A 24341-nucleotide genomic window follows, 5' to 3' on the forward strand; every position below is an offset into this window, starting at 1 on the left:
TGCGCCACCTCGGTCGGGCGGAGGGCGGCGGGTGGTGGCCGACCTGCCGGCCCGGTTCGACCTCACGACACCAACTACCTGCGCCAGTACATGGCCCGGCGCAAGCTGGAGGACGACCCCGCCCGGCCCCGGCAGCTGATCACCGAGTCGGGATTGGGCTACCGACAGTAGCGACTCGTTGACGATTGGCACCTTCGTCGGGGAGGCGTTCGCCGCCCCGATGGCCGCCACCGCGGCTTCTGTCCGGTACGACGCCCGGAGCCCGGCGGCGGTCCGGTCCCGATCCGGCTGCCGGGCGGTGCGGTCCGGCCACCAGTTGAGATACCGTCGCGAGGTGATCGTCGAGGAGCACTGGTGGAATGGGGACGCGACGGCACGTGGGCGTCGCGATGTGTACATCCGCACGGATGGGCAGCGGTGGGAGGTCCAGGCGCAGATCGGCGGCGCCCTCGGACGGTCGAAGGTGCAGGAGTGCCCCAGCCGTGGCTCGGCCAGCATTCTCGCCGGCGCCTGGCGCGGGGGCGACCCGGCCTGGCGCGAACTGCGGCGCTGACCACGCCGGCGCGGGCCTGACGTCGGCTCGGGGCCGCCGCTGTCGGCGGCCCGGTCAGCCGGCCGGCCGACCGGGCGTGCCCACGTGCGGAAAGTGCAACCGTACGCTGGTGCTGCTCTCCCCGCAGTGCATGGTCACCACGTCGGCGAGTTGTCGGGCCAGCCAGAGACCTCGCCCGCCGACCCGGTCCGCGCTGCCGGGCCCGCGGAAGCCGGCCGTCGGGGGGATCGGGCGGTCGCCCGAGTCGTCGATCTGGACGATGAGCGTGTCCCCGTGGTGCCAGCACCGCAGGCGTACCGGGAGCGCGCCGTGGACCAGGCCGTTCGTGGCCACCTCGGTGACCGCGACGACGACGTCACCCGTCGCGTCCGCGTCGAACGATCTCGCCTCGGCCCAGCCGCGCAGCGCGCTGCGGAGCGGGGTGAGCTGATCGAGGGCCACCAGGCCGACGTCGAGGTCCACCATCGTCGGCACGGCGGCAAGCGGGATCTCGCTGATCCGCCGCAGGTAGTCGGCTGACCCGACGTGCCCCGAGTTGGGCAGGCAACCGCTGTCGGTGAGTTCGTGGTTGTGCAGGGTCCGGACGCTCTCGATGAGGGGCGTGGGGTGGCGCCGACTGTCCCAGAGGCAGGTGACCGCGCAGCCGTAGTCGGCGTAGGCGTCGCCGCACGCGGACTCGTACGACAGGTGGGCGGTGGCGCGGTCAACCGGGGCGTCCCGCCCTGGGGCCGACACGTCGGCCTCGGTGATCACGTGGACGCTGCTGCCGGCGGCGTGCTGAGCGGCCAGATACCGGCGGAGCCGCTCGTACGCGAAGCCCAGCCGCAGGTGGAAGGTGGCGCGTTCGCCCCATTCGAGCCGGTCGGCCACGGTGCCCAGGGCGTCGCGGAGGACCCGTTCGACGTGCGCGCCGACCAGCAGGTGGACCCGTTCGTGCGCCGCGACCGACCGCCGCAGCGCGGGGACGAGCCGGGCGCGCAGGGCGTCTTCCGAGTCGACGATCAGGGCGGCGTGCACGAAGTCCCACGCGACGGGCGAGGCCGGATCCGTCATGGCGACCCCTCGGCCGCCGTGCCGCGGACACCGGTGCCGGTGCCGACCCACCCCGTGCCGTCGGGAACGCCGACGAGGATCGGAGGCCCGTCCGCCATGTGACACCACGCCTTCCGGGAAGGAGGGGCAAAGCCGGGGCGGTACGGCGTCGGCGTAGCTGTCGAAGTCGGTGATGCCCGACGGGGTAGGGCCCGTGGGGCGAGCCTAGCGCGGTCCCCCGACCCCCGCTCAGCGCGACGTTGCACCGGTCCGGCCGGCCACCGGCGACTCGCCGCACGGCACGAGGGCCCTCCGGGGTTTGGCCGCGCGGCCGCCGGATACGGTAGTCAGCGGTGTGCCGGGAAGTCTGGTCGGCGATGAACGACGCGACCCCTGTCGACGAGGAGATCCCGTGACCGACGCCGCCCGGCGCCGAGCCAGCCTCTTCGCCCGCCGCTCGTGGGGCGAGACCAGTCGCATCTCCGCCATCCTCCGCAAGGAGACGGTCGGCGGAGCGCTGCTGCTCGTCGGCGCGCTGCTCGCCCTGGCCTGGTCGAATTCCCCCTGGTCGGACGGCTACCACACGTTGCGCGACCTCCGCTTCGGCCCGGCGTCGCTACACCTGGACCTCAGCGTGGCCACCTGGGCCGCCGACGGCCTGCTGGCGATCTTCTTCTTCGTCGCGGGGCTGGAACTGAAGCGCGAATTCGTCGCCGGCGACCTGCGGGACCCACGCCGGGCGGCGGTGCCGGTCGCGGCGGCGGCGGGCGGCGTGCTCGTACCGGCCGTGCTCTACGCCCTGATCGCGGGCGGTGACGGCGCGAAGGGGTGGGCGATCCCGACCGCCACCGACATCGCCTTCGCCCTCGCCGTGCTGGCCGTGGCCGGGCGCTTCCTGCCGTCGGCGCTGCGCACCTTCCTGCTCACCCTGGCGGTCGTCGACGACCTGCTGGCGATCGTGATCATCGCCGTCTTCTACACGGCGCACCTGTCGGTCCTCCCGCTGCTCGGCGCGCTGGTCCCGCTCGCGATCTTCACCGTACTGGTGCAGCGGCGGGTCCGCTCCTGGTGGCTGCTCCTGCCACTGGCGGTCGTGACCTGGGCGTTGGTGCACGCGTCCGGGGTGCACGCCACCGTGGCCGGCGTCCTGCTGGCCTTCACCGTCCCGGTGATCCGCAGTCAGGCCGCGGGGGGGCCGGATGCCGGCCCGGGTCTGGCCGAGCACTTCGAGCACCGGTTCCGGCCGATCTCCGCCGGCATCGCGGTGCCGGTCTTCGCCTTCGTCTCCGCCGGGGTCACCGTCGGCGGTGCCGCCGGCCTGGCCACCGCGCTGACCGACCGCGTCGCGCTCGGCATCGTCGTCGGCCTGGTCGTCGGCAAACCGGTCGGCATCATGGCCGCCACCTGGCTGGTCTCCCGCTTCACCCGCGCGGATCTGGACGAGGGTCTCAACTGGCTCGACGTGCTCGGCCTGGCCCTCCTCGGCGGCATCGGGTTCACCGTGTCGCTGCTCATCGGCGAGTTGGCCTTCGGTCTGGGCAGTGAACGCGACGGTCACGCCAAGGTCGCTGTGCTCACCGGGTCGCTGCTCGCCGCGATGGTGGCCACGATCATTCTGCGCGCCCGGGGGCGGCTCTACCGCCGGGTGTACGAGGCGGAGACCGCCGACCGCGACCGGGACGGCGTGCCGGACATCTACCAGCCGGAGTCCGACCGGCCGTCGGGCTGACGCGATCGTCCCGCTCCGACCGCTCAGTCGGCCCGGTGGTGGTGACCGAGGTCCGCCCAGAGTCGCTTCTCCACCCGCGACATCGGCACATGGGCCGCGAGCCGCTCCGGATGCCCCGATGCCGGGGCGGTGACCGTCGCGGTTGTTCCGTCCGGTTCCGGCGCCGCGGCGGGTGGCGGCAGGATCAGGCCGGTGTAGCCGGCCCCGCAGTGTTGCAGGCCCCGCCACAGTGTCCGCGACACCGCCCGGAGCCACCGCACATACCCTGCCGGCACCGACCTCACCACCCTCGCCGACTTCTGGCCGCATCGCCCCGACGCCCGCCGGCGCCGGTGAGTCCATGGTCGGTGGATCGGCTCGAGAAACGCTCGACGTGGGGGCGTGTCCCGGCCGGTAACGGCCCGACGTGCGTGTCGGAGAGTGCCTGGAGGCTCACCGGAGGCAAAATCGGAGCCTGGCGTGGGAAAGCGGAGTTCCGCTCGGAGGTCCCGTGGTGCGATGTCGCGGCCGACTCGCTCGGACGACAATGCGTGGCCTCCTCCTGCTCGGTGGAGTCCTCGGCGTATGGGGCGGGTACGACGCGATCGCCGACGACGCCGCACACGCTGCCGGGCCCGCCCGACCTTGCCTGTTGCGTGACGTGCTCAACGGAGCCGGCCGGCTGCTCGGCGCTCCGCTGCCCTGCGGTCCCTACTCGCTCACCGGGCCGGCTGTCGACGAGCCAGCAGCCCGCATCGACGGCGATACCGCTGCGGCCCCACCGAGGTCGACGGGCGCGACGCGCCGGCCGGCGGGCACGGAGCCGGGGACCACGGTCGGCGGGCCCGCGGCTGAGCGGTCGGAGGTGTCGGCACCGGTACGGACGGTGGTGGACGTATCGGCAGTTGCCGACGTGGAAAGGGTCGTCGAGGCGACCGAGCCGGTGACGCGTCCGGTCGTGGGCCTCGCGTCGCCGATTGTGCGGCAGACCGCCGGGGCGGGGCTGCTCGAACCGGTCGGCGCGGTCGTCCGCCCGGTGACCCAGCCGATCGTCGAGGTCCTGGGTCCCGTCGTCGGTCCGGTGCTCGACCTGGTCCAGCCGATCATCGGCGGACCCGCAGCGCCCCCGACTTTTCCCGGCGATCCGGTCGAGTTCACCCCGACGCCAGCCGGCCGGCCGCCGACGATCACCAGCCCCGCTGCGGTGGCCCGTCCCGCCCTGCCGATCGTCGCGATCCACCCGAAAGCCCTGCCACCCCCACCGACCTGGGAGCCAGCAGCGAGCGGCCGGCCGTCAGCGGGCACGGCCAGGGAGACCGCGCTGCGGTTGCCCGCCGAACCGACTCGCTCCGATGGCTTGACCCCTGCCAGCCCTGGCAGCACGGCCGGTAACGGCCCCGCCGGTGGCGGAACCGGGGCTGCCGACGCCTCGCTCCGCTCGTGGACGCCAGAACTCGAACCGCAGGGCTGTGCCGTGGCCCGGGGCGCCACGCTCGCGGACCGATCGCGTCAGCCGGACACCAGACCCGCCTGAGCGAAGCCGCCAGCATCGCTGCCGCCTGAATGCCCATGCACGGGCAGGGCTGGCCCTGCCCGTGCCGCTGCTCGCCGACGCTCGAGTTCCGCGGAAGGTTCTGCCCGCCCTCCGGGCGCGTCAGGTGCCGCCTGGAGCTGGCCTACCGAGCCCGCATCGCGCTTCGGCAAACGCCGTCTGCCAACCGCCGTACCTACCAGGAGTACCTGTGAACAATTCGCTGCCGGTCGAACGTGCCCGATGGTGCGACATCGCCGACATCGCCGAGCTTGTCGCCGAATCCCTCGCCCGCGATCCCATCGGCGCGTGGCTCGTGCCCGACGAACGCCGTCGACGGGACGTGCTCACCACCGTCGCCCGGATCTGGACCGAGCACGCGCTCCTCTTCGGCGAGGCCTACCTCCTCAACGACCGCTCGGCCGCCGCCGTCTGGTTCCACCGGTACGGCCCCATCCCACCCCCGACCGGCTACGGGGAACGGCTCGCCGTCGCCTGCGGCGACCACCTCGACCGCTTCATCCAACTGAACGACGTCCTGGGCACCCATCGGCCCGCCGGTCCCCACAACCACCTGGCGTTCTTCGCGGTGACACCGAGCCCGCGGCCGATCAGTCGCGCCGCGACGCTGCTCGCCAGCAGCAACGCCTGGATGGACCGCGGCCTGTTGCCCGCATACACCGAGGCCACCACCACCGCCGACCGAGACCTCTACGTCCGGCACGGCTACGTTTCCCACGAGCCCTTCACGCTTCCCGACGGCACCACCGCCTACCCGATGTGGCGCAACCCGGGACGGCGCAGGCCCCGCTACCGCTCAGCCTCGTCGGACACCGCGCCAGCCTGTCAATGAAGAGCGCGCCGTGGACACCGGGCGCCGGTCGGGGGTGGAATCCTCGCTCGCTCGACCGGCGGCCAGTCGAATGGGTCGATCAGACAGGCGGCGGCCCGATGGGCAGCCGTGCACCGATCCGATTGGTGGAGCGGGTGTGGATCCGAAGGTGACGGGGCCCGCCGGTGGGGCCGGAATTGATGTCGAGCGGTCCGTTTCCGGCGGCCGCCGTACCGCGAGGGGCCACTGACTCCTACGGTGACTCCGGCACGCCGGCGAGTGGACGCTGCCGGGGGCCGACCCGGTAGCGCGATTCGGGCGTTACAGGGGGTTGTCTCGATGCACGTTCGGAGCCGCACCGTTGCGGGTCTGGTCGCCGGGGCTGTCGTGTTGACGGGCCTGCCGGCGGCTGCGAGCACGGCGGCGGGCAAGCTCGCCGACAATGCCGCGAGCACCACCACGCGCACCGTCCTGAAGACGGTGGGCGGCGACGCCACGCGCACCGCCGTCCGTACCGCCACGATCGCGGCCCTACCGGTGCCGGGGCACACCGGGCTGGTGCCGAGTGCGCCGCGCACCGACACGCCGAGGATCACCAACGGCGAGATCACCGACATCGCGTTGATCGGAAACCGGGTCTTCATCGCCGGCTCGTTCACGTCGATCGCGAACGTCGGCGCGACGCCGATCGCCCAGCGGTCGCTGGCGGCGTACAACATCGACACGGGGAAGATCGATACCGGCTTCCGGCCGACGTTCGACGGCTCCGTCGAGGCCGTCGAAGCCGCACCGGACGGCTCGTCGCTGTATGTCGCCGGATCGTTCAACACGGTCGGTGGGGTCGCGAAGCGCAAGATCGTACGGCTGAACCCGGTCACCGGTGCTCCGATCGCGGCGTTCACCGCAACCGCGGACGCACGCGCGACCGCTCTGGCCGTGAGCAAGACCGCGGTGTACGTCGGCGGCCAGTTCACGAAGGTGAACGGCGTGAGTCGCAGCGGCCTGGTCGCGCTCAACCCGACCACCGGCGCGGTGGACAGCGGATTCAACCTGCCCCTGTCCGGCGGCATCGGCGTCGGCGGCCTGCTCACCGTGCAGCAGCTCAAGCTGACGCACGACGACAGCAAGCTGCTGGTCGTCCACACTGGTCGGCAGATCGCCGGCCAGGACCGCTACGGCGTCGGTCTCATCAACACCGCCACCAAGGCCCTGCTGCCGTGGCGCACCCGCCTGTGGGAGGACAACCTCTCCTTCGTCGGCGGCATCCAACGGGTCTTCGCCGGTGACATCGCGCCGAACGACTCCTACTTCGTCGTCACCAGCGGCTCGGGCGGCGACCGCCCGCCGATCAACGACACCGCGATCGCGTTCCCGGTGACCGGCAACGACAACGTCCAGCCGATCTGGGTGTCCCGGCACTTCGACAGCGTCTACTCGGTCGCCATCACCGAAACGGCCGTGTACGTCGGCGGCCACTTCAGTTGGCAGGAATCGCCGACCTCCAACGTCCCCTGGCCTGGGCTGGACAACGTCGGCTACGGCACCGGGCAGGGCTTGAGCGGTTACGGTCTCGGCGACCAGGTGGTCCGCCGTGACCACCTCGGCGCGCTCGACCCGAAGACCGGCACGGCGCTCGAATGGAACCCGGGCTCCAACTCGTACGAGGGCGAGAAGGCCATGTTGGCCACCCCGCGAGGTCTGTTCGTCGGCGGCGACGGCAACATCAAGGGTGCCAAGACGGTCGGGCGGGTCGGATTCTTCGACCTCAGCCGGGCGCCGGCGGCCTCGTCGGTCGACACGACGATCGCCACGCCCATCGAGGGAGCGGTCAAGCCCGCCAACGCGGCGTTCGTGATCGACGGCAAGGCGACCGCTCCGGCCGGTGTCACCCGGGTCCAGGTGGAGATCCAGAACCGGAACTCGAAGCAGTACCTGCAGGACGACCTCGTGACGTGGGGTGCGGCGAACAGCATCAACGCGACCGTGGCAGCGGTGAACAGTCCCTCGACCTCGTGGTCGGTGTCGGTGTCGCTGCCCACCGGCGAATACCAGCTCCAGGCGAAGACGGTCGCTCGCGACGGCGCGAGCGATGCTACGAAGGCCGTCAAGAAGATCGAGACCTTCCGGTTCGACGACCTGCCACCGTCGACGAGGATCACCGCGCCGACCGGCGGCCTGCTCACCACCAAGACCTTCATCGCCACCGGCACCGCCAGTGACGACAAGGGCGTCAGCGCGCTGACGTACTCGTTCCGCACCCCGAACAACCAGTACCTGCAGGACGACGGGAGCGTCGCCCCGGTCTACAACACGTTCCGCGGCGAGCCGGACGTCATCGGCGCGCTGTCGGCCACCTGGCAGGTCGAGGTGACCCTCCCCGTCGAGGGCGACTGGAAGATGACCGCCACCGCCATCGACACCGCCGGTCAGAGCGACCTGCGCGGCGACACCCGGGACTGGATCATCTCGGCGACTGGTGTCCCGCCGACGGTGGCCATCAGCAACCCCGTGCCGATGACACCGCCCACCGCTGCCGCACCGATCACCGTCGCGCCCGGCGGTTCGATCACCTTCTCCGGGACCGCCGGCGACGACGACGCCCTGAAGTCGGTCGAGATCTACCTGCGCAACAACACCACGCGCGAGGCGCTGGCCGCCGACGGCACGTGGGGCGCCGACTCGATCGCGGCCTACTACCGGATCTCGCCGACGAACCTCAACGCCGCGTCGTACAACTGGTCCTACACCACCGCGCCGCTCACGCCCGGCGTGTACGACTTCCGGGTACGGGCCACCGACAACCTGGGCCTGACCACGGCGAGCGCCAACATGGGCCGGCTCAGCGTCACCGCCCAGGTACCCGGTGACGCCTTCCCGAACGGTCTGTTGAGCTTCACCGGTGTCGACCAGAACGTCGAGCAGCTGCACCTCGACCTGGCCGGCACGGCGACCGACGACAAGGGCGTGCAGGGCGTGCGGGTGGCGCTGCGCGACCTGGACACCGGCCGGTACGTGCAGCCGAACGGCACCATGGCGGCCAGCTTCGCCACGGTGAACGCCACCCTCGCCTCGCCCGGGGCGACCAGCACCACGTTCGGCCTGCCGATCGACCTGCCGACCAAGGGTGAGTACAGCGTCGAGGCGTGGGCCGTCGACACGGCGGGCCAGCAGGATGGTTCGACCTCCGGCGCCACCGCTCGATACCTCGTGTACCCGGGCGACCTCGATCCCCGGCTGGAACCGAGCCTGACCCCGCAGGACGGCCAGGTCTACACCGACTCGAGGATCGTGGTCACCGGACGTGCCGTGGACGACGTCGGGATGGCCCGGGTGGAGGTCCAGATCCTCAACAGCGCCGGTCAGGGGATGAACTCCGCCGGTGTGTTCGGCGGCTCACCCTGGATCTCGGCCTTCCTCACCAGTCAGGGTTCCCCGGGGTCCAACTTCGCGTACACGTCGCCGGTGGTCCCGGCAGGTGCCTACACCGTCTCGATCAGAGCGGTGGACAACTACGGGCAACTGCAACAGCCGCCGAAGACCATCCCGGTGACCGTCAACTGAGCTGATCGGCCGCGGACCGGTCCGCGTGGGGGAAGCACTCCGGCCCCGACGCGGACCGGTCTGCGGGCACTCCTGGGTACCTGTGGATATCCGTCGGCGGGGGCCGCCATCGTCCATGGCGGAACGGCCAGGTGGCTTCCAGCTACATGGCGGGCGCTGGTGGCTCGGGTGGGTTCCCGTGGGCACGGATGCCATCCGCGACCGCAACCCCGCCCAGGACGAGCGCGGCGGTGACGCCGGCCACCAGGGAGGGTGCGAGCACCAGGGCGGGTGCCGCGACTGCCAGCACGAGCAGTGCGACCAGCCGAGACGGCGACACCCGGCTGAACACCTCGTATTCGAACCGGGCTCGTCCGGCCATGAACAACGCAGGTCCACCGAGAATGACACCGGCCAGCCAGGGCGTGGTGCGCTCGGTGGGATGGGCGATGACGTTTTCGAAACCGGCGGCGGCGGCGACCACGCCGGCCACCATGAGCAGGTGAGTGTTGGGCGCGGACCGCACGAATCCGCCCGGATCCCGGGAGGACTGGATGGCGGCTTGTAGCAGGGCCCCTGCGCGGTGGACGTAGATCTGCCACAGCAGCACGGTGGCCGCGAACGAGACGAGGAGCGCCGCTGTGCGCTCGGCCGTCACCTCGGCGTCGGCGTAGGTCAGGGTGGTGACGAGGATGAGATCACCGAGGGCGAGAGTGAAGAACTGCTGGTAGCGCTCCGCCAGGTGGTCGGCTGCCACCTTGTACTGAAACGTAGGTACCTGACCGAGCTGGGGCGTGGGGTAGCGGAGCCAGGCTGACCCGTAATCAATGGCGAGCGCAGCGGCCCACAGCAGGTTCCGCGCCATGCCTGCCATGAGGCCGCCGGCGAGTCACGGTACGGCGGACACGACGAACCAGAAGATGAACCGGCTGGCGTGTAGCCGCGCCGTGCGGCCGTGAAGCGTAAAGGCGAGAAAGAGGCCACGTCCCACGTGGATCGCCACGTAAGCGCCAGCGAAGACCAGGGCGTGGTCGGAGAAGGCTCCGGGCAGCGAGCCAGCCATCAGGATGGTCCCGAGCATGACCCAGAGCGTCATGGCGAAGATGGGCGGCCGCTGCGCGTGGTAAAGGTCGGTTGCCAGCGCGGTGACGGACCACACCCACCAGACCGCCATCAGTAGCACCACGGTCTGGAGAACGCCGACCCAGTCGAGCCTCTGCGCCAAGCTTCGTGAAGTTAGCGCGAGTGCGGCGACGAACACCAGATCGAGAAACAGCTCCAGCAGGGTTGCCCGCTGGGGCCCCTCACCTTCGCGTGTCAGGCCTACTGCTTGGTCTGTCGTCATCGGCTTCCCCCGATGGACATTAGTGGAGTTTCGGAGTTGATGCGGCAAAGATGCGGTCTGTCCAAGGGGGTGACCCCCCGCGGATCGACTCGCCGTCTCCACGCTCGGCCGGTACCTGCCCCTCGCGACTCGGGCTCGCCGGGGCACTGGCGCGTTGACGCCAGCGGCGACCGGAGCGTGCTGGCGCTGGCCGGTGAGATCGACATGTGGGGCGCGGATCGGCTCGATGACCTGCTGCGAGAGCCGATCGCCCGGGCAGGTCCGCCGGGTTCTCGACATGGCCAGCCTCATTCAGCTGTCCGGCGGTGCCGCAGGATCGCCACCCGTCGCGACCTGACGGCGGGGACAGCGAACTCGCGCACCCAGCAGGCAGAGAACGGTCAGTCTCTGTGCGGCCAGGTGGCCTGGACCGTCGACGGCCCAAGGAAACGGACCATGAGTACGGTGGCGTCGTCCTGGAGCCGATCGTCCTGGTAGGCGAGGATCGCGTGCACCAGCCGCCGGGCGGTCTCGGGCAGCGGAAGTTCGTCAGCCAGGGCCCGGACGGTGAAGTCGACCAACCGCTCTGTGCCGAACCGCTCCCCGTCGGCCGACCGGGCCTCGATGATGCCGTCGGTATAGAAGAGCAGGTCGTCGCCGGGTTCGAGGGCTTCCTCGGCCACCACGGGTGGCCGCCTGTCGCCGAGGGTGACCGGCAGGGCGGTGGGAGTGGGCAGGACGGTGGTGACCTTGCCTCGGCGGATCACCAGCCCACTCGGGTGCCCGGCGGAAATGACCCGCAGCCGGCCGGTCCGCTGGTCTAGCTCGGCCAGCACGCCGGTGATCAGGCCACGCCGGTCATGGTCCCGTACGGCGGTGTCGATGTGATGGTACGTCGCGATCAGGTCGAAACCGTCTCGGCGGGCGTTGCGATACGCGGCCAGAGCCAGGCTGGCGAGCATCACCGCGCGCATACCGCCGCCGGAGCCGTGCCCGACTGCGTCGAACAGAGCGAGATGGGCGATGTCGCCGTTGACCGCGTAGTCGAAGGCGTCACCACCCACGTCGTAGCAGGGCTCCAGGATCCCGCTGATGATCATGTGCCCGGTGGAGAAGGTCAGCGGTGGAAGTTGGGCGCGCAGCATCTCGGCGGCCAGGCGCATCGGTGCCCGCCGGCGGATCCGCTCGATCGTGTCGCTGTACTGCGACCGGGTGATCACCAGCTCGGCGAGCAGGGACGCGACCGCCTCGAACGCGGCCACCGAGAAGTCGGGCACGGGGGCGGCGGTGACCACCTCCGCGACGCCCATGCGTTCCAGGCCGTTGAGCAGCGGCAGCCACAGCCGGGCCCCGCCGCCGTCCGTGGCCCCGCCGAAGGGGCCCAGCATGCTGAATGCCCGGCCGGCCAGGGTCCCCTCGATGGCCAGCGACTCACGCGGTGGTGCGCCCGGGCCTGGCATGGGAAGCAGCTGACGCTGCTCGTGGTCGACCAGGTAGAGGACCATGTCGTCGGCGCCGAGCTGCTGAGCGGCCTGCCGGGCCATCCCGGGGTCGGTCAGACCTGGTTCGCGCCACCGTCGACGAAGATCTCGCCGCCGGTCATGAAGCTGCTCTCGTCGGAGGCCAGGAACAGGGCGGCGTTGCCGATCTCCTGGGGCTGGCCCATCCGGCCCAGCGGCACGGTGGAGGCGAGCATCTGCAGCAGCCCGGCGGCCTCGTCCGGGCTGGCAGCCAGCCCGGTGACACCGGGGGTCTCGGTCGGGCCCGGGATGAGGGTGTTGACCCTGATCCCGCGGCCGGTCAACTCGGCGGCCCAGGTACGGCCGAATGAGCGGATGGCGGCCTTGGAAGCGGCGTAGACCCCGAAGGCGGGGGTGCCGCTGGTGGCGGCGGTCGAGCCGGACAGGATGACCGACGCGCCGTCGTTGACCACCGGCAGGGCCTTCTGGCAGCCATCCACCGCTCTAGACCAACCGCTGGAAGGCTCGTCAGGGCTGCCGACATGTGCACCGCAGGCATGCCGCGGCCCACTCGCCGTGACGAGCTGACGCAGGCTGCCTCAGGAACAACGACCACGCCGGCTCTGGCCCCTTACCCTGGCGGGTCACGCCCGCACGGCGTCCATCGCCTTCTTCAGCGCGCGCGGCGCCGTCGGCTTCCGGGGCGCCTTCTTCTTCAGTTCCGCCAGCCGGGCACCGAGGTCCTGCAGCTGTTCAGGCGCAACACCCGCGCGGACCTTCGGGAACCACTCCTGTTCCTCTTCCTGGATGTGATGGGTGACGGCCTCGATAAGGACCATCGTCTTGGCCTCGAAATGCTCATCACTTGGGCTCATCATGGCCAGTTCAAAGCCCAGCACGTCCGCGACGTGGTGCTCTTCGTAGGACTCCAGTACCGCTTCATCGAGGTCCGGCAGCAGCCTGCGGGTCTCCGGGTACATACACTCGTTCTCGATGTAGGTGTGCATGGTCAGCGCTTCGAGGATCTGGCTTACCAGCTGACCCTTTCTGTTGGCGTCCGACCCCGCGTCTTGGAACTCCTTGAACAGCCCGCGAATCTTGCGGTGGTCCTCAATGAGGAGATCGATAGCATCAGTGGACATGGTGTTCCCTCCTATGTAGGTGGGACGCCGCCCCACCACTGCTCGGCCCGATGCTCGCTTCAGGCCAGGTCATCCCCGACGGCCGGCTCGCGGCCAGCCCCAGCAACCACGGCATGCGGCTACAGGACCGGGGATTCCCCGGGTAACGGTGAGACGCGGGCGTGGCGAGGCAGTGCCCGACGCTGGCCGCCGGGGCACCCTTGACTCCTGCTGATCATCAATCGAGGTGACGGGAGCTGGAGCCTGAGTTGGCTGATTTCACTCCAAAGGGCGTGCTCAGTTCACCCCGGAGCCCGAGCTCCTTCGCCGGTTTCGTCTGACGGGGGACGCCGCAGGCTCAGCCTTCCACTCCAGTGGCAGCGTGCGCGGCGCCGACCGGCTTGGATTGGGATGATCCCCGCTGCCGCAGGTAGATCGACAGGACCACCATCGACGTCACGGCCAGCAGCTCCGACTGCCAGTTCTGCAGGGTGCGGTTCCAGAAATCGGGCTGGAGCAGGTATTGGCCCCAGGACACCGGGTCTTGCAGGTTACGGAGTTGCCGCTCGTTGTACGCGGCGACCCCGGTGATGGACTGGGCCAGCCACGACAGCAGGAAGATCGCGCCCATGACCAAGCCCAACGAGTGGGAGAACAGCGCCTGCCGCAGTCCGCCGGTACGCGCCCACGCCGGCGAGGTGTCGGTGGCGTATGCGCCGACCATCTGGTCCTTGTCGGATTCACGGCCGGCCTTGTGGAGTTCCTTGGACTCCGGTGAGCTTTTCTGCAGTAGCCACGCGCCCAGGTAGATGTAGAGGAAGAACTGCAGGTACTCCGACTGCCAGTTCTCGGTGACGTCGACGGCGAAGCTCGCGGACGTGACGTACCGGTCGAACGAGATCGGTTGCAGGCCCTCGCTGAGCTGCTGCTGGTTGAAGTCGGCGTGCCCGGCGACCGCCTCACCAGCCAGCACGACCAGAAACAACAGACCGAAAACCAGGCCCAGGGAGTTCTCGTGTAGGAACTTCTTCACCGGTGCAGCACCCCCAGCATGGAGAAGTAGACGAGGCCGGCGGCGACCACGAGCAGCAGCAGAATGAACTGGACTCGCATGAGTCAGCCTCCCTGGAGCACCCAGTCGTAGGGCCTGTCCCGGCGAGCGGTGCAGCCGGCGGCGACTACGCGCCAGCCCGCGGGGAAGACGCCGAGGAAGACGATGTCGCCGCTGAGCCGAACCTGTGCCCACTGGCCGTACACGTGGCTGGCCGACACCGAGCCGGGTTCGGGCAGGTTCTCGTCGAGGATCGCCTCCGCACATGGCTTGTCGGCGGACTGCTCGAGCTCAACGGCGGTGTCGGGTGCCAGCGCGGCGCAGGCAGCGGCCCCGTCCTTCTCGGTGATGGCGGTCAGCATTCGCACGGCGACGGCAGCCGCCGCGTCACCGCGGTCGGTCACCGACGTGCACCCTGCCACGGTCAATACAGCCAGGGCTGCGCCTACTGCCACAAATGCGACCCTCACGCACGGCTACATCCCCCGCTTGGTGCCCTTCAATCCGGACCTTGATCACCAGCTTGGACAAACCGGTGGCCGAACGGGGCAGATCGACCATGACCGCCTCAACGCGACCGCGGAGCGGTGGAAAGCGCGGCCGGGGTGGCTGTGTGCTCAACCACCCCGGCCCTGGGATCTACGTCAAGTTCTGCCCTACCTGCCTGATGCTGCGGTTCCGTCAGCCGCCGGGAGGCGCGGATGCGGTGAGAGGTCACCGTTCCGATGGCCCGCATTACTGCTCAGGACTGAGGTGGCCGTGGTCTCGTCCAGGTTCATCGGGGTGCCGGTTACCGCCAGCAGGTAGGTGATGCACGGGGCGGCATCGCGCAGGGCCAGCTCGACGTGAGCGTGAGCGTGAGCGTGAGCGTGAGCGTGAGCGTGAGCGGCGGCGCGCTGCGTTCGCAGCAGGGCGCTGATGCCGTGGGCGCTGAAGAAGGTCACCCCGGAGAGGACGAGCACGAGCCGTGCGGGTCGCCGGTCGATCGCGTGTTCGGCCAGCTCGGTGATGAGGTGCGCGGTGCTCATGTCGACCTCGCCGCGGACGGTGATCAGCGTTGCGGGCCCTTCGACGTCCAGGGACAAGGTCATGATCGGTTTGGTGGGCTCGGTGTGGTGCCCAGTGGGCCGTTCGATGGTGGACATGCCGCCTCCCGATGATCCATCGGTCAGTCGGGTCCTCCCGCCGGCGTCGAGGCGCGGTGGCAGACCCTGGGCGCATGTCTTGACCCGCGGACCACCCTACCCATGGGCCTGGCCGCTGACACCCCGCTGTGCGGCAGCTCGGGGTGAGTGGCGAATTCGGCTCCGTTCTGCGCGCTGCCGCCAGGTGAAGTCGAGCGGTGAATTCGGTGAGAGCGGTCATGGGCGCGCATTTCGGCGACCTGGGGCATGTGACGGCGGGAGTGCGTGGCACCCGGCGCTTCGACGACCCGCAGTGACGGCGCGTCCGGAACGGCACCGGGACAGGTCGCCACCTCCTGGTGCATCTTCCTCTCGGCTGGGCGATCAGCGGCCGCTGGTCATCGCAGCGCCTTCAGGGCGATGGCGGTGACCGTGCCGTAGGCAAGGTGCGGGAAGAGGTCGGTGAGCCAGTCGGCGGCCGACCAGGCGCGCGGGTCGGTGACCTTCAGCGCGGTCATCGGGGCGTTGGAGGCGATCATCGCCAGTCCGGTCAACGCCAGTGCCGACACCGCGGTCGGCAGCCGGCGGCCTCCTGCCGCGCTGTACACCGCGGCGGCGGCCACCGAGGTGGCGTAGCCGAGCAGCGGCCCGAGCCCGGACTTCCGGTTCTCGCTGGTCTTCTGGTCACCGAGGTCGACGTGGGCCAGGTCGGCCACGCGGGCGGCGCTGTCCTCCCCGGCGCTGCTGGCGGGTCTGGCCCTGACCGCCATGTCCAGGTAGGTGACGGCGTTCAGGGCGGACGCGCCGGCCGCGCCGGCGATGAGGGCTCTGCTGCTCGGCGTCATCCCCGTCTGCTACCCCCTTCCACGGCGGTGACACCCGGCGCGCCCGTGGATCGGGTGGTCGAAGCAGTCGTGGGATCAGGCATGGCTGTGGCGGGGACGGGTAGCGCGGTCAGGACGAACCCCACCCGCGAGGAGCCGACCATGACGATCACCATCTCCATGCTGGAGACCTACCCGAAGTCGATCAACCTGGACCGGGCGAAGCTGGCCACGACCATCGACGCGCTGAACGCGTGCGCGCAGGCGTGCACGGCGTGCGCGGACGCCTGCCTGAGCGAGGACCGCATCGCCGAGTTGACCAAGTGTGTGCGCACCGACCTGGACTGCGCCGACATCTGCGCCACCACCGCCCGGGTGCTGTCCCGGCACACCGGCTACGACGCCAACATCAGCCGCACCCTGCTGGCGGCCTGCGCCACCGCCTGCAAGTCCTGCGGTGACGAGTGCGCCAGGCACGCGCAGATGCACGAACACTGCCGGGTCTGCGCCGACGCGTGCCGGGCCTGCGAGCGGGCCTGCCGCGACTTGCTGGCCACCGTCAGCTGAGCCGGGAGCGACGATGCCGGCACACGCGGGGGAGAAGGCACGTAAGACCGGGGTGTTCCACTGCGCGACCTGTGGCGAGAAGGTCAGCGTGCAGGTGGGTGGCACCATCCCGAAGTGCCCGAACGGCCACACCGAATTCGACAGCCGCACCCAGGAACCGGGCAACAGGTCCTGACTTGCGGGGACCGCCGGCTAGTTCACCACCTCGGCGTGTTGGGCCCGCCCGGCAGAACGAGACCTGGCCGCGTGTCGCCGGGTGCCGAGGTGACGGGGCCAGGGTCAGTCCGGCAGCAGGCGGCGCACGACGCCCTTGGCGGTGGTGCCGGTGCCGTAGGACTGCACCAGGTAGGACCCGAGGACGATGTTGGCGCCGGCCAGGGCGGGGACGGCGTACTGGGAGATGCGTTGACGTCGCTGCCAGGTCGCGAGGTCGGGCGGGGTGTGCGCCGTGGATATGGTGGCGTCCTTGACGTCGACTTGGTCGCCGCGCTGGTGGGCCTGTTCGGCGAGTCGGCCGATGCGGGTGCCGCAGTAGGCGGCGTAGGCGGTTGCGGCCGCGCCGAGTACAACAGTGGCGGCCTTGGCGGCGCCGACCGAGCCGTAGCCCCTCTGCAGCGCGAAGCGGCGCCGGCTGGTGCGGGTGAGTTGGAGGCCGGCGAGGATGGTCGCGCCGATGCCGAGCCACTGGGCGGGGCTGAAGCGGGTCCAGGCGGACTCGGCGACACGGATGCGGTCGATGCCCTGGGTGAGGTCGCTGCCGGACTTGTTCACTCCGGCCACACCCATGACACTGCCGCCGAACCACAACGCCGATCCGACGTCGTGGACGGCTTGGGCGACGGCATGGTTGTCGGTCGCGGTCACGTGCATCTCTCCTGCTCCTTGTCCTGGTGAAGGTGGTGGCGTGTCCCCTGCTGGCTGTCGCGTTGGCGGGCGCGCGCGTCGTGACGGCGGTGGGTCTCGCTCGGACGCCAGTCGCGCTCGTCGCGCCAGCCAGGCTGCACGACGTCATGCAGATCGGCGCAGTCCAGGCAATTGACGTGCGTGGCGGTTCGCAGCAGGCCGACGACGCCTATGGTCCTCATCGTCGGTGCCGGATCTTGTCGATGCCGTCCCGCCGGTCAGGCGCGACAGCGGCGCCAGCACCCAGGTCCGGGTGCTGGCGCCGACAACGAACCTCAGCCCTTGGCTTCCCGCTTCGCCATCTGCGGCTCAGCGCCCTTGCTGACCTTCCGCAGCGCCTGCCGGAGCTGGTCCTCGGTCATCTTCGAGTTGCCCTCGATGCCCGCGTCGTGGGCCCGCTGGCGCAGTTCGTGGAGCTGCTCCCGATCGGCCATGTCACCCTCCCCCTCAACGAGCGGCACGAGGTCCGTCTCGCACCGTCAGGACCACCGGCTTCCCGGGCCCAACCGAGGCAAACCCGCCGCCGGCCCATCACCGCCCCGCCCGCCCGCTCCAGATATGTTCGGCTCCGGCCCGCTCTGCGACCGCTGCATGAATCGTGCCGTCAGCCCGACCGGGTGGCCCGCTCACGGGGCGCGGCCGCGGACAGCGCCAGCGACCCGGCCGCGACGACGGGCTTGCGCCGTCCCGGCTGCCGTCGGTGTCGTGCGTCGCGGCAGGCACGTCGACTTCCTGTCCGGCCGTGCTGCTTTGTGTTGTTTCGCGCGCTGCGCCGGCGCTGCACTCAGCGACAACGGGGAGTGCATTGGCTGTGCTGTAGCCCGCGTCCGAGGTGTCGGGTGCGGCGGCGTCAATGGACTGACGTGGGTCCCGGCTCTGCCCTGGGTGGGTCCGTGCAGCGGCCCGCCAACGCGAGCTGCCATTCGCGCGTCCACCCCGGTTCCGGTTCGGCGGCGGGCGCGCCGGTCGTGAGGACCCGGTGCCGTGACCCGCCCGCCGACAGACCCCGCCGACGCCTTCGCCGAGCTCGGCCGCATCAAGCTCGGCGACGTCGGTCTCGACGATGTTCTGCAGCGCGTCGCCGAGCTCGCCAAACGTGTCCTGCCCACACCGGTGGAGGTGTCGGTCACGCTGGTGCGAGACGGGACCGGGTACACGGCGGCGTTCACCCACGACCTCGCCCTTGAGATGGACGAGCGGCAGTACGCGCAGGAGAGTGGCCCGTGCCTGGACGCCTCCGCCACCGGCGGAGTCCTGTCCGTACCCGACATCGCGGCCGAGGACCGCTGGCCCGACTGGGCCGAACGCGGCCGTGAGGCCGGAGTGGGAAGTTCCGTGTCGATCGGCCTGCCCATCCAGGAGGCGGTCGTCGGAGCCCTCAACGTCTACGCCCGCACACCGCACTCCTTCGACGAGGACTCCGTCTCGGTTCTGGAGACGTTCGCCGCCTACGCCGCGGTCGCCCTGGCCAACGCGCAGCTCTACGACAGCACCGCCACCCTCGCCCGCCAGATGCAGGAGGCGATGGCGAGCCGGGCGGTCATCGAACAGGCCAAGGGCATCATCATGGCCGAGCGCCGCTGCACCCCGGCGGAGGCGTTCGCGATCTTGGCGAAGGTTTCCCCAGGACCCAACCGCAAGGTCCGGGACGTGGCCCAAGCCCTGGTCGACCGGACGGTCGGGGCATCCGGGGCGTGACCGGCTCCGCCTACCTGCGGACGTACGGACGCCGGAACAGTGCCGGCCAGCAAAGCGCCGGCACGGGCGACGGCGCCAGCACCGGCGTGGAGTACAGGGCCACGCGTTAGCTGCCGGACGACTTGCGGACCCTGTCGCGGACCCGGTCGATGACCGCCAGCGCGGGGCCGACTGCCAGGTTGGCCTTCGCTGACCGGGCGATCGGGTGTGGGCGGGTCGGGGCCGTGTTCTGCGCGGCGCGTACGGCGGCGGCAAGGCTGCGCAGCCTCGCCGCCGGTACGTGCTGGCGCAGCAGGGGAAACTCGTAACGCTCCTCGTAGCGGGCGTGGGTGAGCACGGCGTCGCGCAGCAGGATGATGGCGGTGTCGAAGCTGTCGGCGTCGACGCCGCCCTCGACGAGTGTCTTGAGCGTCTCGTTGGCTCGGCGTTCCTCGTCCAGCCGGTCCTCGACCATCGGGTCACCGCCGCCGCCTGGTAGGTCGCGGGCCAGGGGGTGGATGATCTCCTCCTCGGCGGTCTCGTGGACGGCGAGCAGGCGGACCAGATCGTCGAACGCGTCGCGCCGGTCCTGCCCGGTGCGACCGATGACGAGCAGGAAAAGCTCCTCGATCTGAGCGTGCTGGGCGAGCAGCAGGTCGACCACGTCCTCGTCCGGGCCAGGGGTGGCCGGGGTGTCGGTGTCAGGCACGGCGGACCCCCTCCTCAGCGCGCAGCCCCGCCACCGGGTGCGGTCCTTCGGTCTCGATGCGGTACTCGTCGCCGAAGCGCTCCCGGTGCATGTCGATGACCTGCTCGCTCGGGGGCTTCTGGCCGTCGCGCACCTGCTGCTGCATCCACTCGAAGCGTTCGTGCGCTTCCGTGACGTAGCCCTCGCCGAGTTGGGTGAGGTCGATCTGCGTGGCCAGCAGGTGGCGCAGGTAGTCCTTGTTGGGTTCGAAGGTCAGCGGCTCGGGCAGGCCGGCGCTGCCGACGATCTCCTCAGGCTCCCGGCCGTCGTGGCGGCGTAGCAGGTCGGCGGCCTGTTGGAGGTGGGCCAGCTCCATCTGCAGGTGCAGCTCCCACACGGCCTTGACCCGCGGGTCGCTCTCCTGTTGGAGGAAGGAGTAGTAGAGCCAGCATTCGTTGTATTCGTGGGTCAGCAGCCGCTCCCACCAGTTCTCGCCCGGGTCCAGCAGCGATTCGTAGTGGGTGACGTGCTCCTGCTCGATCAGGCTGATCTCCTGGTAGAGCTGCCGGGCGATCGGCTCCATGTACTGCGGCCCGACGTTCATGTAGTAGAACATCACCTGCTGCTCGGCGGAGAGGACCGTCAGCGCGTTCAGCTTGGAGCACGGATCGACCGAGTTGCGGTCGTAGGGGGTGCGGACCTCGTCGAAGGGGTGCCGGTGCTCCTGGACGGTCGGCCGGCCCGGCATGACTTCCGTGAGCCCGTCGACGATCTTCTCGGCCTTGCGCCGCTCGACCATCTCGTAGAGGTTGGCGTAGCGGTACAGGTGGTCGAAGTCCTCCAGGACGCCGAACTCGTACGCCTGCTTCAAGTAGGTGTCCGGCTCGTGCCGGGCCACCCACGCGGTCAGGTCCACGGCCACCTGCTCGTAGCCCAGCGTCGTCTCGAGGACGCTGGCCACGCCGGGCAGCAGCCAGTTCACCACCCGCTGCTGCTGGCTCTCCACGTACCGCACGTACGCCAGTTGCCGGCGTACCTCCTGGTCCGGGCAGTTGCGGGCGAACTGGTGCTGGAAGTTGATGGCCTCGATCTCGATGCCGTTCATCGTGATGATCCGGCACCGGGTGTACGGGTCGACCGCCTCCGGGTCGATCGGCTCCACGTTGAGCTCGCGCCAGTTGCGGATCTGGCCCTCCAGGGGAATCCCCCTGTGATCCAACGGATTGAACACGATCTCCCCATCTGTGAGGACGCCACATCTGCCTACTCACCCTGACCGACCGACAACCGGCACAAGGGGCATCCCGCCCAGGTATGCCCTTTCGGGTCAAGAGCTGAGCAGGGAGTCGTCACGATCAGGTCCGTAGGGAACAGCGGGCGATGCCGGTCCCGGCGGGGAGGACGAGACCGGGGTGTTCACCGCACAACGTGGGGCGAGCAGGTGACCGTGGCCAAACCCGCCGGTCGGACGGGGTTGTGCAGGAGAAGATTGGTCCCGTGCATGGGATGCTCACCGTTACCTCCGACCACTCCCCAGCGCGAGGTAGGGCCCACGCCTGGTGGTCTCCACCGGCGGCGGTCGCGGCCTGCGGCGGCGCGATCCATTCGAGAAGCACTCGGTCGCGCCGACCTCACTTCGTGCACCGTCCAAGCCGCTGCGTTCAGTCCGACAGCCTGAAAACGAGTGGGCGTTGAAGGCGCCGCCGCCACCGCGGGTGTCCTGCCCGGTCATGTACCACCAGTGGAACTGGCTCTCCTTCATCCACTGGCGCTACCCGCCGGCCGTGGTGAAGCCGATCCTGCCCGCTGGGCTCAAGCTCGAAACCTTCGACGGCTCGGCCTGGATCGGGCTGACGCCCTTTCTCATGGAAGGGCTGCGCGCGCCCCTGGTCCCTGCCATGCCGTGGGTATCGCGGTTCCCCGAGACAAACGTGCGCACCTATGTCCGGGACGACCGAGGCCGCAGCGGTATCTGGTTCCTCTCCCTGGACGCCGCACGGCTATCCGCCGTCCTCGCCGCCCGCGTCGGCTATCGGCTGCCGTACTTCTGGTCGGACATGGCCGTGCGCGTCACCGCCAGCCGCATCGACTACCGCTGCCGTCGCCGCCTGCCGTCACGTGGCGGTGGGCGATGCGACGCTGAGGTGGCGCTGGGCGCACCGCTGGAGGAGTCGGAACGCGACGAACGGGTCCACTTCCTGACCGCTCGCTTCCGCCTGTTTACGGTCATCGCCAGCAGGCTCGCCGCCGCCGAGGCCGAACACGGGGACTGGCCGCTGCACCATGCAGAACTGCGTCGCCTGGACCAAGACCTGGTCCAGCGTGCAGGACTACCGCCGCCGACCGGCGACCCACTGGTTCACGCGTCACCCGGAGTCGCGGTCAGGGTTGGAATGTGGCGCTGGTGACGGCGGCGGTGGTAACGCCGACCGTCGGTGGAACCGATGCATCGGCATCCGCCAAGGCCCCCGCTCGTTCCATCGACGCCGACCTGGCTGGCTCGAACCCCTGGGAACTCCGCGCCGGCCGCATGATCGTCCTGGCCAGTCCGGGCCGCGCCGCCGCCTCACGGCCGCGACGGTCCGCTGCCGCCGCGCCGTGCAGGTGAACACGCACGGCGGCGGGGCCGCAGTGGAGTCAGCGACCCCAACCCCTTACTGCCGGTGCTGACCCTCCCCAATTTCGAAGCCAGGGCCGGCTGGTTTACAGGCTCCCAGGGTCGAGATTGCGGTCCCGCAGCAGTGCGTCGAGCTTGGCCTCCATGCGCTCGTCGGACTCGCGAGACTGGGAGGAACCCCAGTAGTAGAAGATGGCTAGGCCGGCTGCCTGCCAGACAAGTTGCAGGAACTCCGACTGCCAGTTCTCGAAGGTGGAGGAGAGGAACTGCGGCAGGAATTCGCTCCAGGAGAAGGACTGTCCGTGCTCCTGCGCCTCGTTACTGGTGGAGATCATCTGGAAGACGAACTGGCCCAGCCAAGAGAGCAGGAACAGCGCTCCGGTCACCAGGGCGAGTAGGCCTTGACCCACCGGGGCTTGCGGAATGGTGGTCGATCGGCCGGCTGGCGCGTCGAGGCGGCCGAGGTCGACGCATCCGAACGGGATCCGATGGTGTCGGGCATGAATGCTCCTTCCTTGCCGCACCCCTGCGGTGCGGTGCGGGCGCCCTTACCTGCTTCCCTCCAGTGGAAGACGGCAAACTGGTCGATGCTCTGGGTACGAGATGATCGGCGCGGGCGCTGTAGCGGCACACCGGCTACGACGCCAACATCACGGCGCGATGCGACTTTCCCGCAATGGGATGATTGGTCACCGACCCGCCGGGCACATGAACCGGGTGAGCGAGGTACGACACGGGGCGCGGATGCCGGTCATCGAGGACCTGGACCAGCTCGCCGCTCTGATCGAGAAGGCAGGTCCGGACGAGCAACTGTACGTACGGTGGTCCCGGGGGCCCGACGCGGACCTCACCCCGAGCGGGCAGTCCGCGCAGTCCAGCCGGGACGCGCTCACCGGAATCGAGTTGCCCGGCCTCTCCGCGAATCCGCTCGGTGTAGAGGACTGGTGGGGTGAGCGGTCGGTACGGCTCTGGGTCGCCCGTCGGCTCTACGACTACTGCCACCCGCGCCAGCTGCGTGGGCCCGACGTACGCCCCTGGGTGCTGGTCGGCGACCAGTGCGGCCGAGGGCCGGACAACGAGCCGCTGGTGATCTGCCAGCGGCCGATAGCGTGGGTGTCGGAGCGGGCGCTGCACCAGGCGGACGAGGCGGTCGAGGAGCAGTCCTCCGAGGAGTGGGGACCGCTGCACCGCGCCGACGAGTGACCGCACCTTCCCACCGACTCGCTGCTGGTCGACTGTGACTCACCGCCGGCGCACCGAGAGCCGGTCGACGACCACCCGTTCCAGCCGGATGCGGCCGATCAGGAAAAGCGCCGGTCCGCCAAGGATCACGGCGAGTCACGCCGGCCGGGAGTGTCCGCCCGGATGTTTCTGCCCGATCGTCGAATGGGCGCTACACGGCCGATGGACCTATCGCGGCCCTCAGGCGAGCAGGACAATGACCCAAAGGCATCAGCCTTTCGGCTGGGGTTTGAGGGCCATATGGGTGTACGGTGCTGCTGCGGCCAACTCGACCGCCTCGACTTTGTTCAGGCAGACTTGGAGGATCCGCATGACCACCACCCAGCCGGCCCCCACTTCACACGGCATAGTTGCGGCAGCGGAGTCCACTGCTAATGACCTGATCCAGGCCATGGCCGCGCTGCCCGCCAACCACCCGTCGCGTGCCGCGCTGCGCGACGAGGCGATCGAGGCTTGGGTGCCGCTCGCCAACCACCTCGCCCGGCGTTACAGCGGCCGGGGCGAGCCCACCGACGACCTGGCGCAGACCGCCGCCGTCGGCCTGATC

Annotated in this window: 25 protein-coding genes and 3 pseudogenes; 12 read left to right on the plus strand and 16 right to left on the minus strand. The window is 70.1% G+C overall.

The features are described 5' to 3' along the window. Positions 1-48: 48 nt before the first annotated feature. Positions 49-171, plus strand: a pseudogene (locus ACFOYX_RS35715) (DNA-binding response regulator); the annotation flags it as partial. A gap of 7 nt (positions 172-178) precedes the next feature. Then, positions 179-553, plus strand: a complete 375-nt coding sequence (locus ACFOYX_RS35720) for a hypothetical protein (protein WP_322440098.1) — start codon at positions 179-181, stop codon at positions 551-553. 54 nt (positions 554-607) lie between these two features. On the opposite strand, the gene ACFOYX_RS35725 is transcribed toward ACFOYX_RS35720, so the two are convergent. Continuing rightward, positions 608-1606, minus strand: a complete 999-nt coding sequence (locus ACFOYX_RS35725; RefSeq protein WP_322440097.1) for an ATP-binding protein — start codon at positions 1604-1606, stop codon at positions 608-610. Between the two features lie 391 nt (positions 1607-1997). Between ACFOYX_RS35725 and nhaA the strand changes: the two genes are divergently transcribed. Continuing rightward, positions 1998-3314: a Na+/H+ antiporter NhaA gene (gene nhaA / locus ACFOYX_RS35730; RefSeq protein WP_322440096.1), complete on the plus strand. Its 1317-nt coding sequence runs from the start codon at positions 1998-2000 to the stop codon at positions 3312-3314. Positions 3315-3337: 23 nt separating this feature from the next. On the opposite strand, the gene ACFOYX_RS35735 is transcribed toward nhaA, so the two are convergent. Beyond that, on the minus strand, positions 3338-3556 hold the full coding sequence (locus ACFOYX_RS35735; protein WP_322440095.1) for a DUF6059 family protein: 219 nt from the start codon (positions 3554-3556) through the stop codon (positions 3338-3340). A 284-nt stretch (positions 3557-3840) separates the two neighbouring features. On the opposite strand from ACFOYX_RS35735, the gene ACFOYX_RS35740 reads away from it, so the two are divergent. From ACFOYX_RS35740 to ACFOYX_RS35750, 3 genes are all read left to right on the plus strand, one after another. Then, positions 3841-4827, plus strand: a complete 987-nt coding sequence (locus ACFOYX_RS35740; RefSeq protein ID WP_322440094.1) for a hypothetical protein — start codon at positions 3841-3843, stop codon at positions 4825-4827. A 208-nt stretch (positions 4828-5035) separates the two neighbouring features. Then, complete coding sequence (locus ACFOYX_RS35745) at positions 5036-5677, plus strand: hypothetical protein (protein ID WP_322440093.1); 642 nt, start codon at positions 5036-5038, stop codon at positions 5675-5677. Positions 5678-5995: 318 nt separating this feature from the next. After that, entirely contained in the window at positions 5996-9217 is a 3222-nt protein-coding gene (locus tag ACFOYX_RS35750) for an Ig-like domain-containing protein (RefSeq protein WP_322440092.1), read from the plus strand. 142 nt (positions 9218-9359) lie between these two features. Here ACFOYX_RS35750 and ACFOYX_RS35755 read toward each other — a convergent pair. From ACFOYX_RS35755 to ACFOYX_RS35790, 8 genes and pseudogenes are all read right to left on the minus strand, one after another. Beyond that, a pseudogene (locus tag ACFOYX_RS35755) lies at positions 9360-10832 on the minus strand (low temperature requirement protein A). An 89-nt stretch (positions 10833-10921) separates the two neighbouring features. Then, complete coding sequence (locus ACFOYX_RS35760; protein ID WP_322440091.1) at positions 10922-12064, minus strand: PP2C family protein-serine/threonine phosphatase; 1143 nt, start codon at positions 12062-12064, stop codon at positions 10922-10924. Between the two features lie 11 nt (positions 12065-12075). Continuing rightward, a complete protein-coding gene (locus tag ACFOYX_RS35765; RefSeq protein WP_322440090.1) occupies positions 12076-12480 on the minus strand; it encodes an SDR family oxidoreductase in 405 nt (134 codons plus the stop codon). A 144-nt stretch (positions 12481-12624) separates the two neighbouring features. After that, entirely contained in the window at positions 12625-13122 is a 498-nt protein-coding gene (locus ACFOYX_RS35770) for a hemerythrin domain-containing protein (protein ID WP_109801963.1), read from the minus strand. Positions 13123-13459: 337 nt separating this feature from the next. After that, positions 13460-14134, minus strand: a complete 675-nt coding sequence (locus tag ACFOYX_RS35775) for a DUF6766 family protein (RefSeq protein WP_322440089.1) — start codon at positions 14132-14134, stop codon at positions 13460-13462. A gap of 83 nt (positions 14135-14217) precedes the next feature. After that, the gene (locus ACFOYX_RS35780) at positions 14218-14556 is read right to left on the minus strand and encodes a hypothetical protein (RefSeq protein ID WP_322440088.1); all 339 of its coding nucleotides are present in this window, start codon (positions 14554-14556) and stop codon (positions 14218-14220) included. A 252-nt stretch (positions 14557-14808) separates the two neighbouring features. Beyond that, positions 14809-15297, minus strand: a complete 489-nt coding sequence (locus tag ACFOYX_RS35785) for an STAS domain-containing protein (protein ID WP_322440087.1) — start codon at positions 15295-15297, stop codon at positions 14809-14811. Positions 15298-15674: 377 nt separating this feature from the next. Beyond that, the gene (locus ACFOYX_RS35790) at positions 15675-16121 is read right to left on the minus strand and encodes a hypothetical protein (protein ID WP_109801949.1); all 447 of its coding nucleotides are present in this window, start codon (positions 16119-16121) and stop codon (positions 15675-15677) included. 141 nt (positions 16122-16262) lie between these two features. Here ACFOYX_RS35790 and ACFOYX_RS35795 point away from each other — a divergent pair, with 141 nt between their 5' ends. Beyond that, positions 16263-16667: a four-helix bundle copper-binding protein gene (locus ACFOYX_RS35795; protein ID WP_322440086.1), complete on the plus strand. Its 405-nt coding sequence runs from the start codon at positions 16263-16265 to the stop codon at positions 16665-16667. Positions 16668-16680: 13 nt separating this feature from the next. Beyond that, positions 16681-16842, plus strand: coding sequence for an alpha helical protein (locus ACFOYX_RS35800; RefSeq protein WP_109801947.1), 162 nt, complete (start codon positions 16681-16683; stop codon positions 16840-16842). Between the two features lie 104 nt (positions 16843-16946). Here the strand turns inward: ACFOYX_RS35800 and ACFOYX_RS35805 are convergent, their stop codons facing one another. The 3 genes from ACFOYX_RS35805 to ACFOYX_RS35815 all read right to left on the minus strand — a co-directional run bounded on the left by ACFOYX_RS35805 (position 16947) and on the right by ACFOYX_RS35815 (position 18004). Continuing rightward, positions 16947-17537, minus strand: coding sequence for a hypothetical protein (locus ACFOYX_RS35805; RefSeq protein ID WP_322440085.1), 591 nt, complete (start codon positions 17535-17537; stop codon positions 16947-16949). Next, positions 17528-17752: a hypothetical protein gene (locus tag ACFOYX_RS35810; RefSeq protein WP_322440084.1), complete on the minus strand. Its 225-nt coding sequence runs from the start codon at positions 17750-17752 to the stop codon at positions 17528-17530. Before ACFOYX_RS35810 ends, ACFOYX_RS35805 begins: the two co-directional genes overlap by 10 nt. A 93-nt stretch (positions 17753-17845) precedes the next feature. Further along, positions 17846-18004: a hypothetical protein gene (locus ACFOYX_RS35815; protein ID WP_161557830.1), complete on the minus strand. Its 159-nt coding sequence runs from the start codon at positions 18002-18004 to the stop codon at positions 17846-17848. A 550-nt stretch (positions 18005-18554) separates the two neighbouring features. Here ACFOYX_RS35815 and ACFOYX_RS35820 point away from each other — a divergent pair. After that, a complete protein-coding gene (locus tag ACFOYX_RS35820) occupies positions 18555-19268 on the plus strand; it encodes a GAF and ANTAR domain-containing protein (protein WP_322440083.1) in 714 nt (237 codons plus the stop codon). A gap of 106 nt (positions 19269-19374) precedes the next feature. Here ACFOYX_RS35820 and ACFOYX_RS35825 read toward each other — a convergent pair whose 3' ends face one another. Beyond that, the gene (locus ACFOYX_RS35825; protein WP_322440082.1) at positions 19375-19956 is read right to left on the minus strand and encodes a hemerythrin domain-containing protein; all 582 of its coding nucleotides are present in this window, start codon (positions 19954-19956) and stop codon (positions 19375-19377) included. Then, positions 19949-21166 carry a hypothetical protein gene (locus ACFOYX_RS35830; protein WP_322440081.1) on the minus strand — a complete coding sequence of 406 codons (1218 nt, stop codon included), beginning with the start codon at positions 21164-21166 and terminating at the stop codon, positions 19949-19951. The genes ACFOYX_RS35825 and ACFOYX_RS35830 overlap by 8 nt, the downstream gene beginning before the upstream one ends. 499 nt (positions 21167-21665) lie before the next feature. Between ACFOYX_RS35830 and ACFOYX_RS35835 the strand changes: the two genes are divergently transcribed. After that, complete coding sequence (locus ACFOYX_RS35835) at positions 21666-22343, plus strand: DUF2071 domain-containing protein (RefSeq protein WP_322475087.1); 678 nt, start codon at positions 21666-21668, stop codon at positions 22341-22343. Between the two features lie 295 nt (positions 22344-22638). On the opposite strand, the gene ACFOYX_RS35840 is transcribed toward ACFOYX_RS35835, so the two are convergent. After that, positions 22639-22938, minus strand: a complete 300-nt coding sequence (locus tag ACFOYX_RS35840; protein WP_322440079.1) for a DUF6766 family protein — start codon at positions 22936-22938, stop codon at positions 22639-22641. A gap of 331 nt (positions 22939-23269) precedes the next feature. On the opposite strand from ACFOYX_RS35840, the gene ACFOYX_RS35845 reads away from it, so the two are divergent. Both ACFOYX_RS35845 and ACFOYX_RS35850 read left to right on the plus strand, forming a co-directional pair. Continuing rightward, positions 23270-23755 carry a DUF6098 family protein gene (locus tag ACFOYX_RS35845; RefSeq protein ID WP_322440078.1) on the plus strand — a complete coding sequence of 162 codons (486 nt, stop codon included), beginning with the start codon at positions 23270-23272 and terminating at the stop codon, positions 23753-23755. 349 nt (positions 23756-24104) lie between these two features. Next, positions 24105-24341, plus strand: a pseudogene (locus tag ACFOYX_RS35850) (RNA polymerase sigma factor SigF); the annotation flags it as partial.

It is taken from the genome of Micromonospora sp. GCM10011541 (assembly GCF_042650725.1).
Lineage (GTDB): Bacteria > Actinomycetota > Actinomycetes > Mycobacteriales > Micromonosporaceae > Micromonospora > Micromonospora sicca.

What these genes read in the sequence shown, in the direction of transcription:
- ACFOYX_RS35770 (WP_109801963.1), bottom strand. Translation starts at nt 13,122, where the DNA reads ATGTCCACTGATGCTATCGATCTCCTCATTGAGGACCACCGCAAGATT.
- ACFOYX_RS35790 (WP_109801949.1), bottom strand. Translation starts at nt 16,121, where the DNA reads ATGACGCCGAGCAGCAGAGCCCTCATCGCCGGCGCGGCCGGCGCGTCC.
- ACFOYX_RS35835 (WP_322475087.1), top strand. Translation starts at nt 21,666, where the DNA reads ATGTACCACCAGTGGAACTGGCTCTCCTTCATCCACTGGCGCTACCCG.
- ACFOYX_RS35750 (WP_322440092.1), top strand. Translation starts at nt 5,996, where the DNA reads ATGCACGTTCGGAGCCGCACCGTTGCGGGTCTGGTCGCCGGGGCTGTC.
- ACFOYX_RS35785 (WP_322440087.1), bottom strand. Translation starts at nt 15,297, where the DNA reads ATGTCCACCATCGAACGGCCCACTGGGCACCACACCGAGCCCACCAAA.
- ACFOYX_RS35810 (WP_322440084.1), bottom strand. Translation starts at nt 17,752, where the DNA reads ATGAGGACCATAGGCGTCGTCGGCCTGCTGCGAACCGCCACGCACGTC.
- ACFOYX_RS35740 (WP_322440094.1), top strand. Translation starts at nt 3,841, where the DNA reads ATGCGTGGCCTCCTCCTGCTCGGTGGAGTCCTCGGCGTATGGGGCGGG.
- ACFOYX_RS35805 (WP_322440085.1), bottom strand. Translation starts at nt 17,537, where the DNA reads ATGCACGTGACCGCGACCGACAACCATGCCGTCGCCCAAGCCGTCCAC.
- ACFOYX_RS35795 (WP_322440086.1), top strand. Translation starts at nt 16,263, where the DNA reads ATGACGATCACCATCTCCATGCTGGAGACCTACCCGAAGTCGATCAAC.
- ACFOYX_RS35760 (WP_322440091.1), bottom strand. Translation starts at nt 12,064, where the DNA reads ATGGCCCGGCAGGCCGCTCAGCAGCTCGGCGCCGACGACATGGTCCTC.
- ACFOYX_RS35800 (WP_109801947.1), top strand. Translation starts at nt 16,681, where the DNA reads ATGCCGGCACACGCGGGGGAGAAGGCACGTAAGACCGGGGTGTTCCAC.
- ACFOYX_RS35815 (WP_161557830.1), bottom strand. Translation starts at nt 18,004, where the DNA reads ATGGCCGATCGGGAGCAGCTCCACGAACTGCGCCAGCGGGCCCACGAC.
- ACFOYX_RS35725 (WP_322440097.1), bottom strand. Translation starts at nt 1,606, where the DNA reads ATGACGGATCCGGCCTCGCCCGTCGCGTGGGACTTCGTGCACGCCGCC.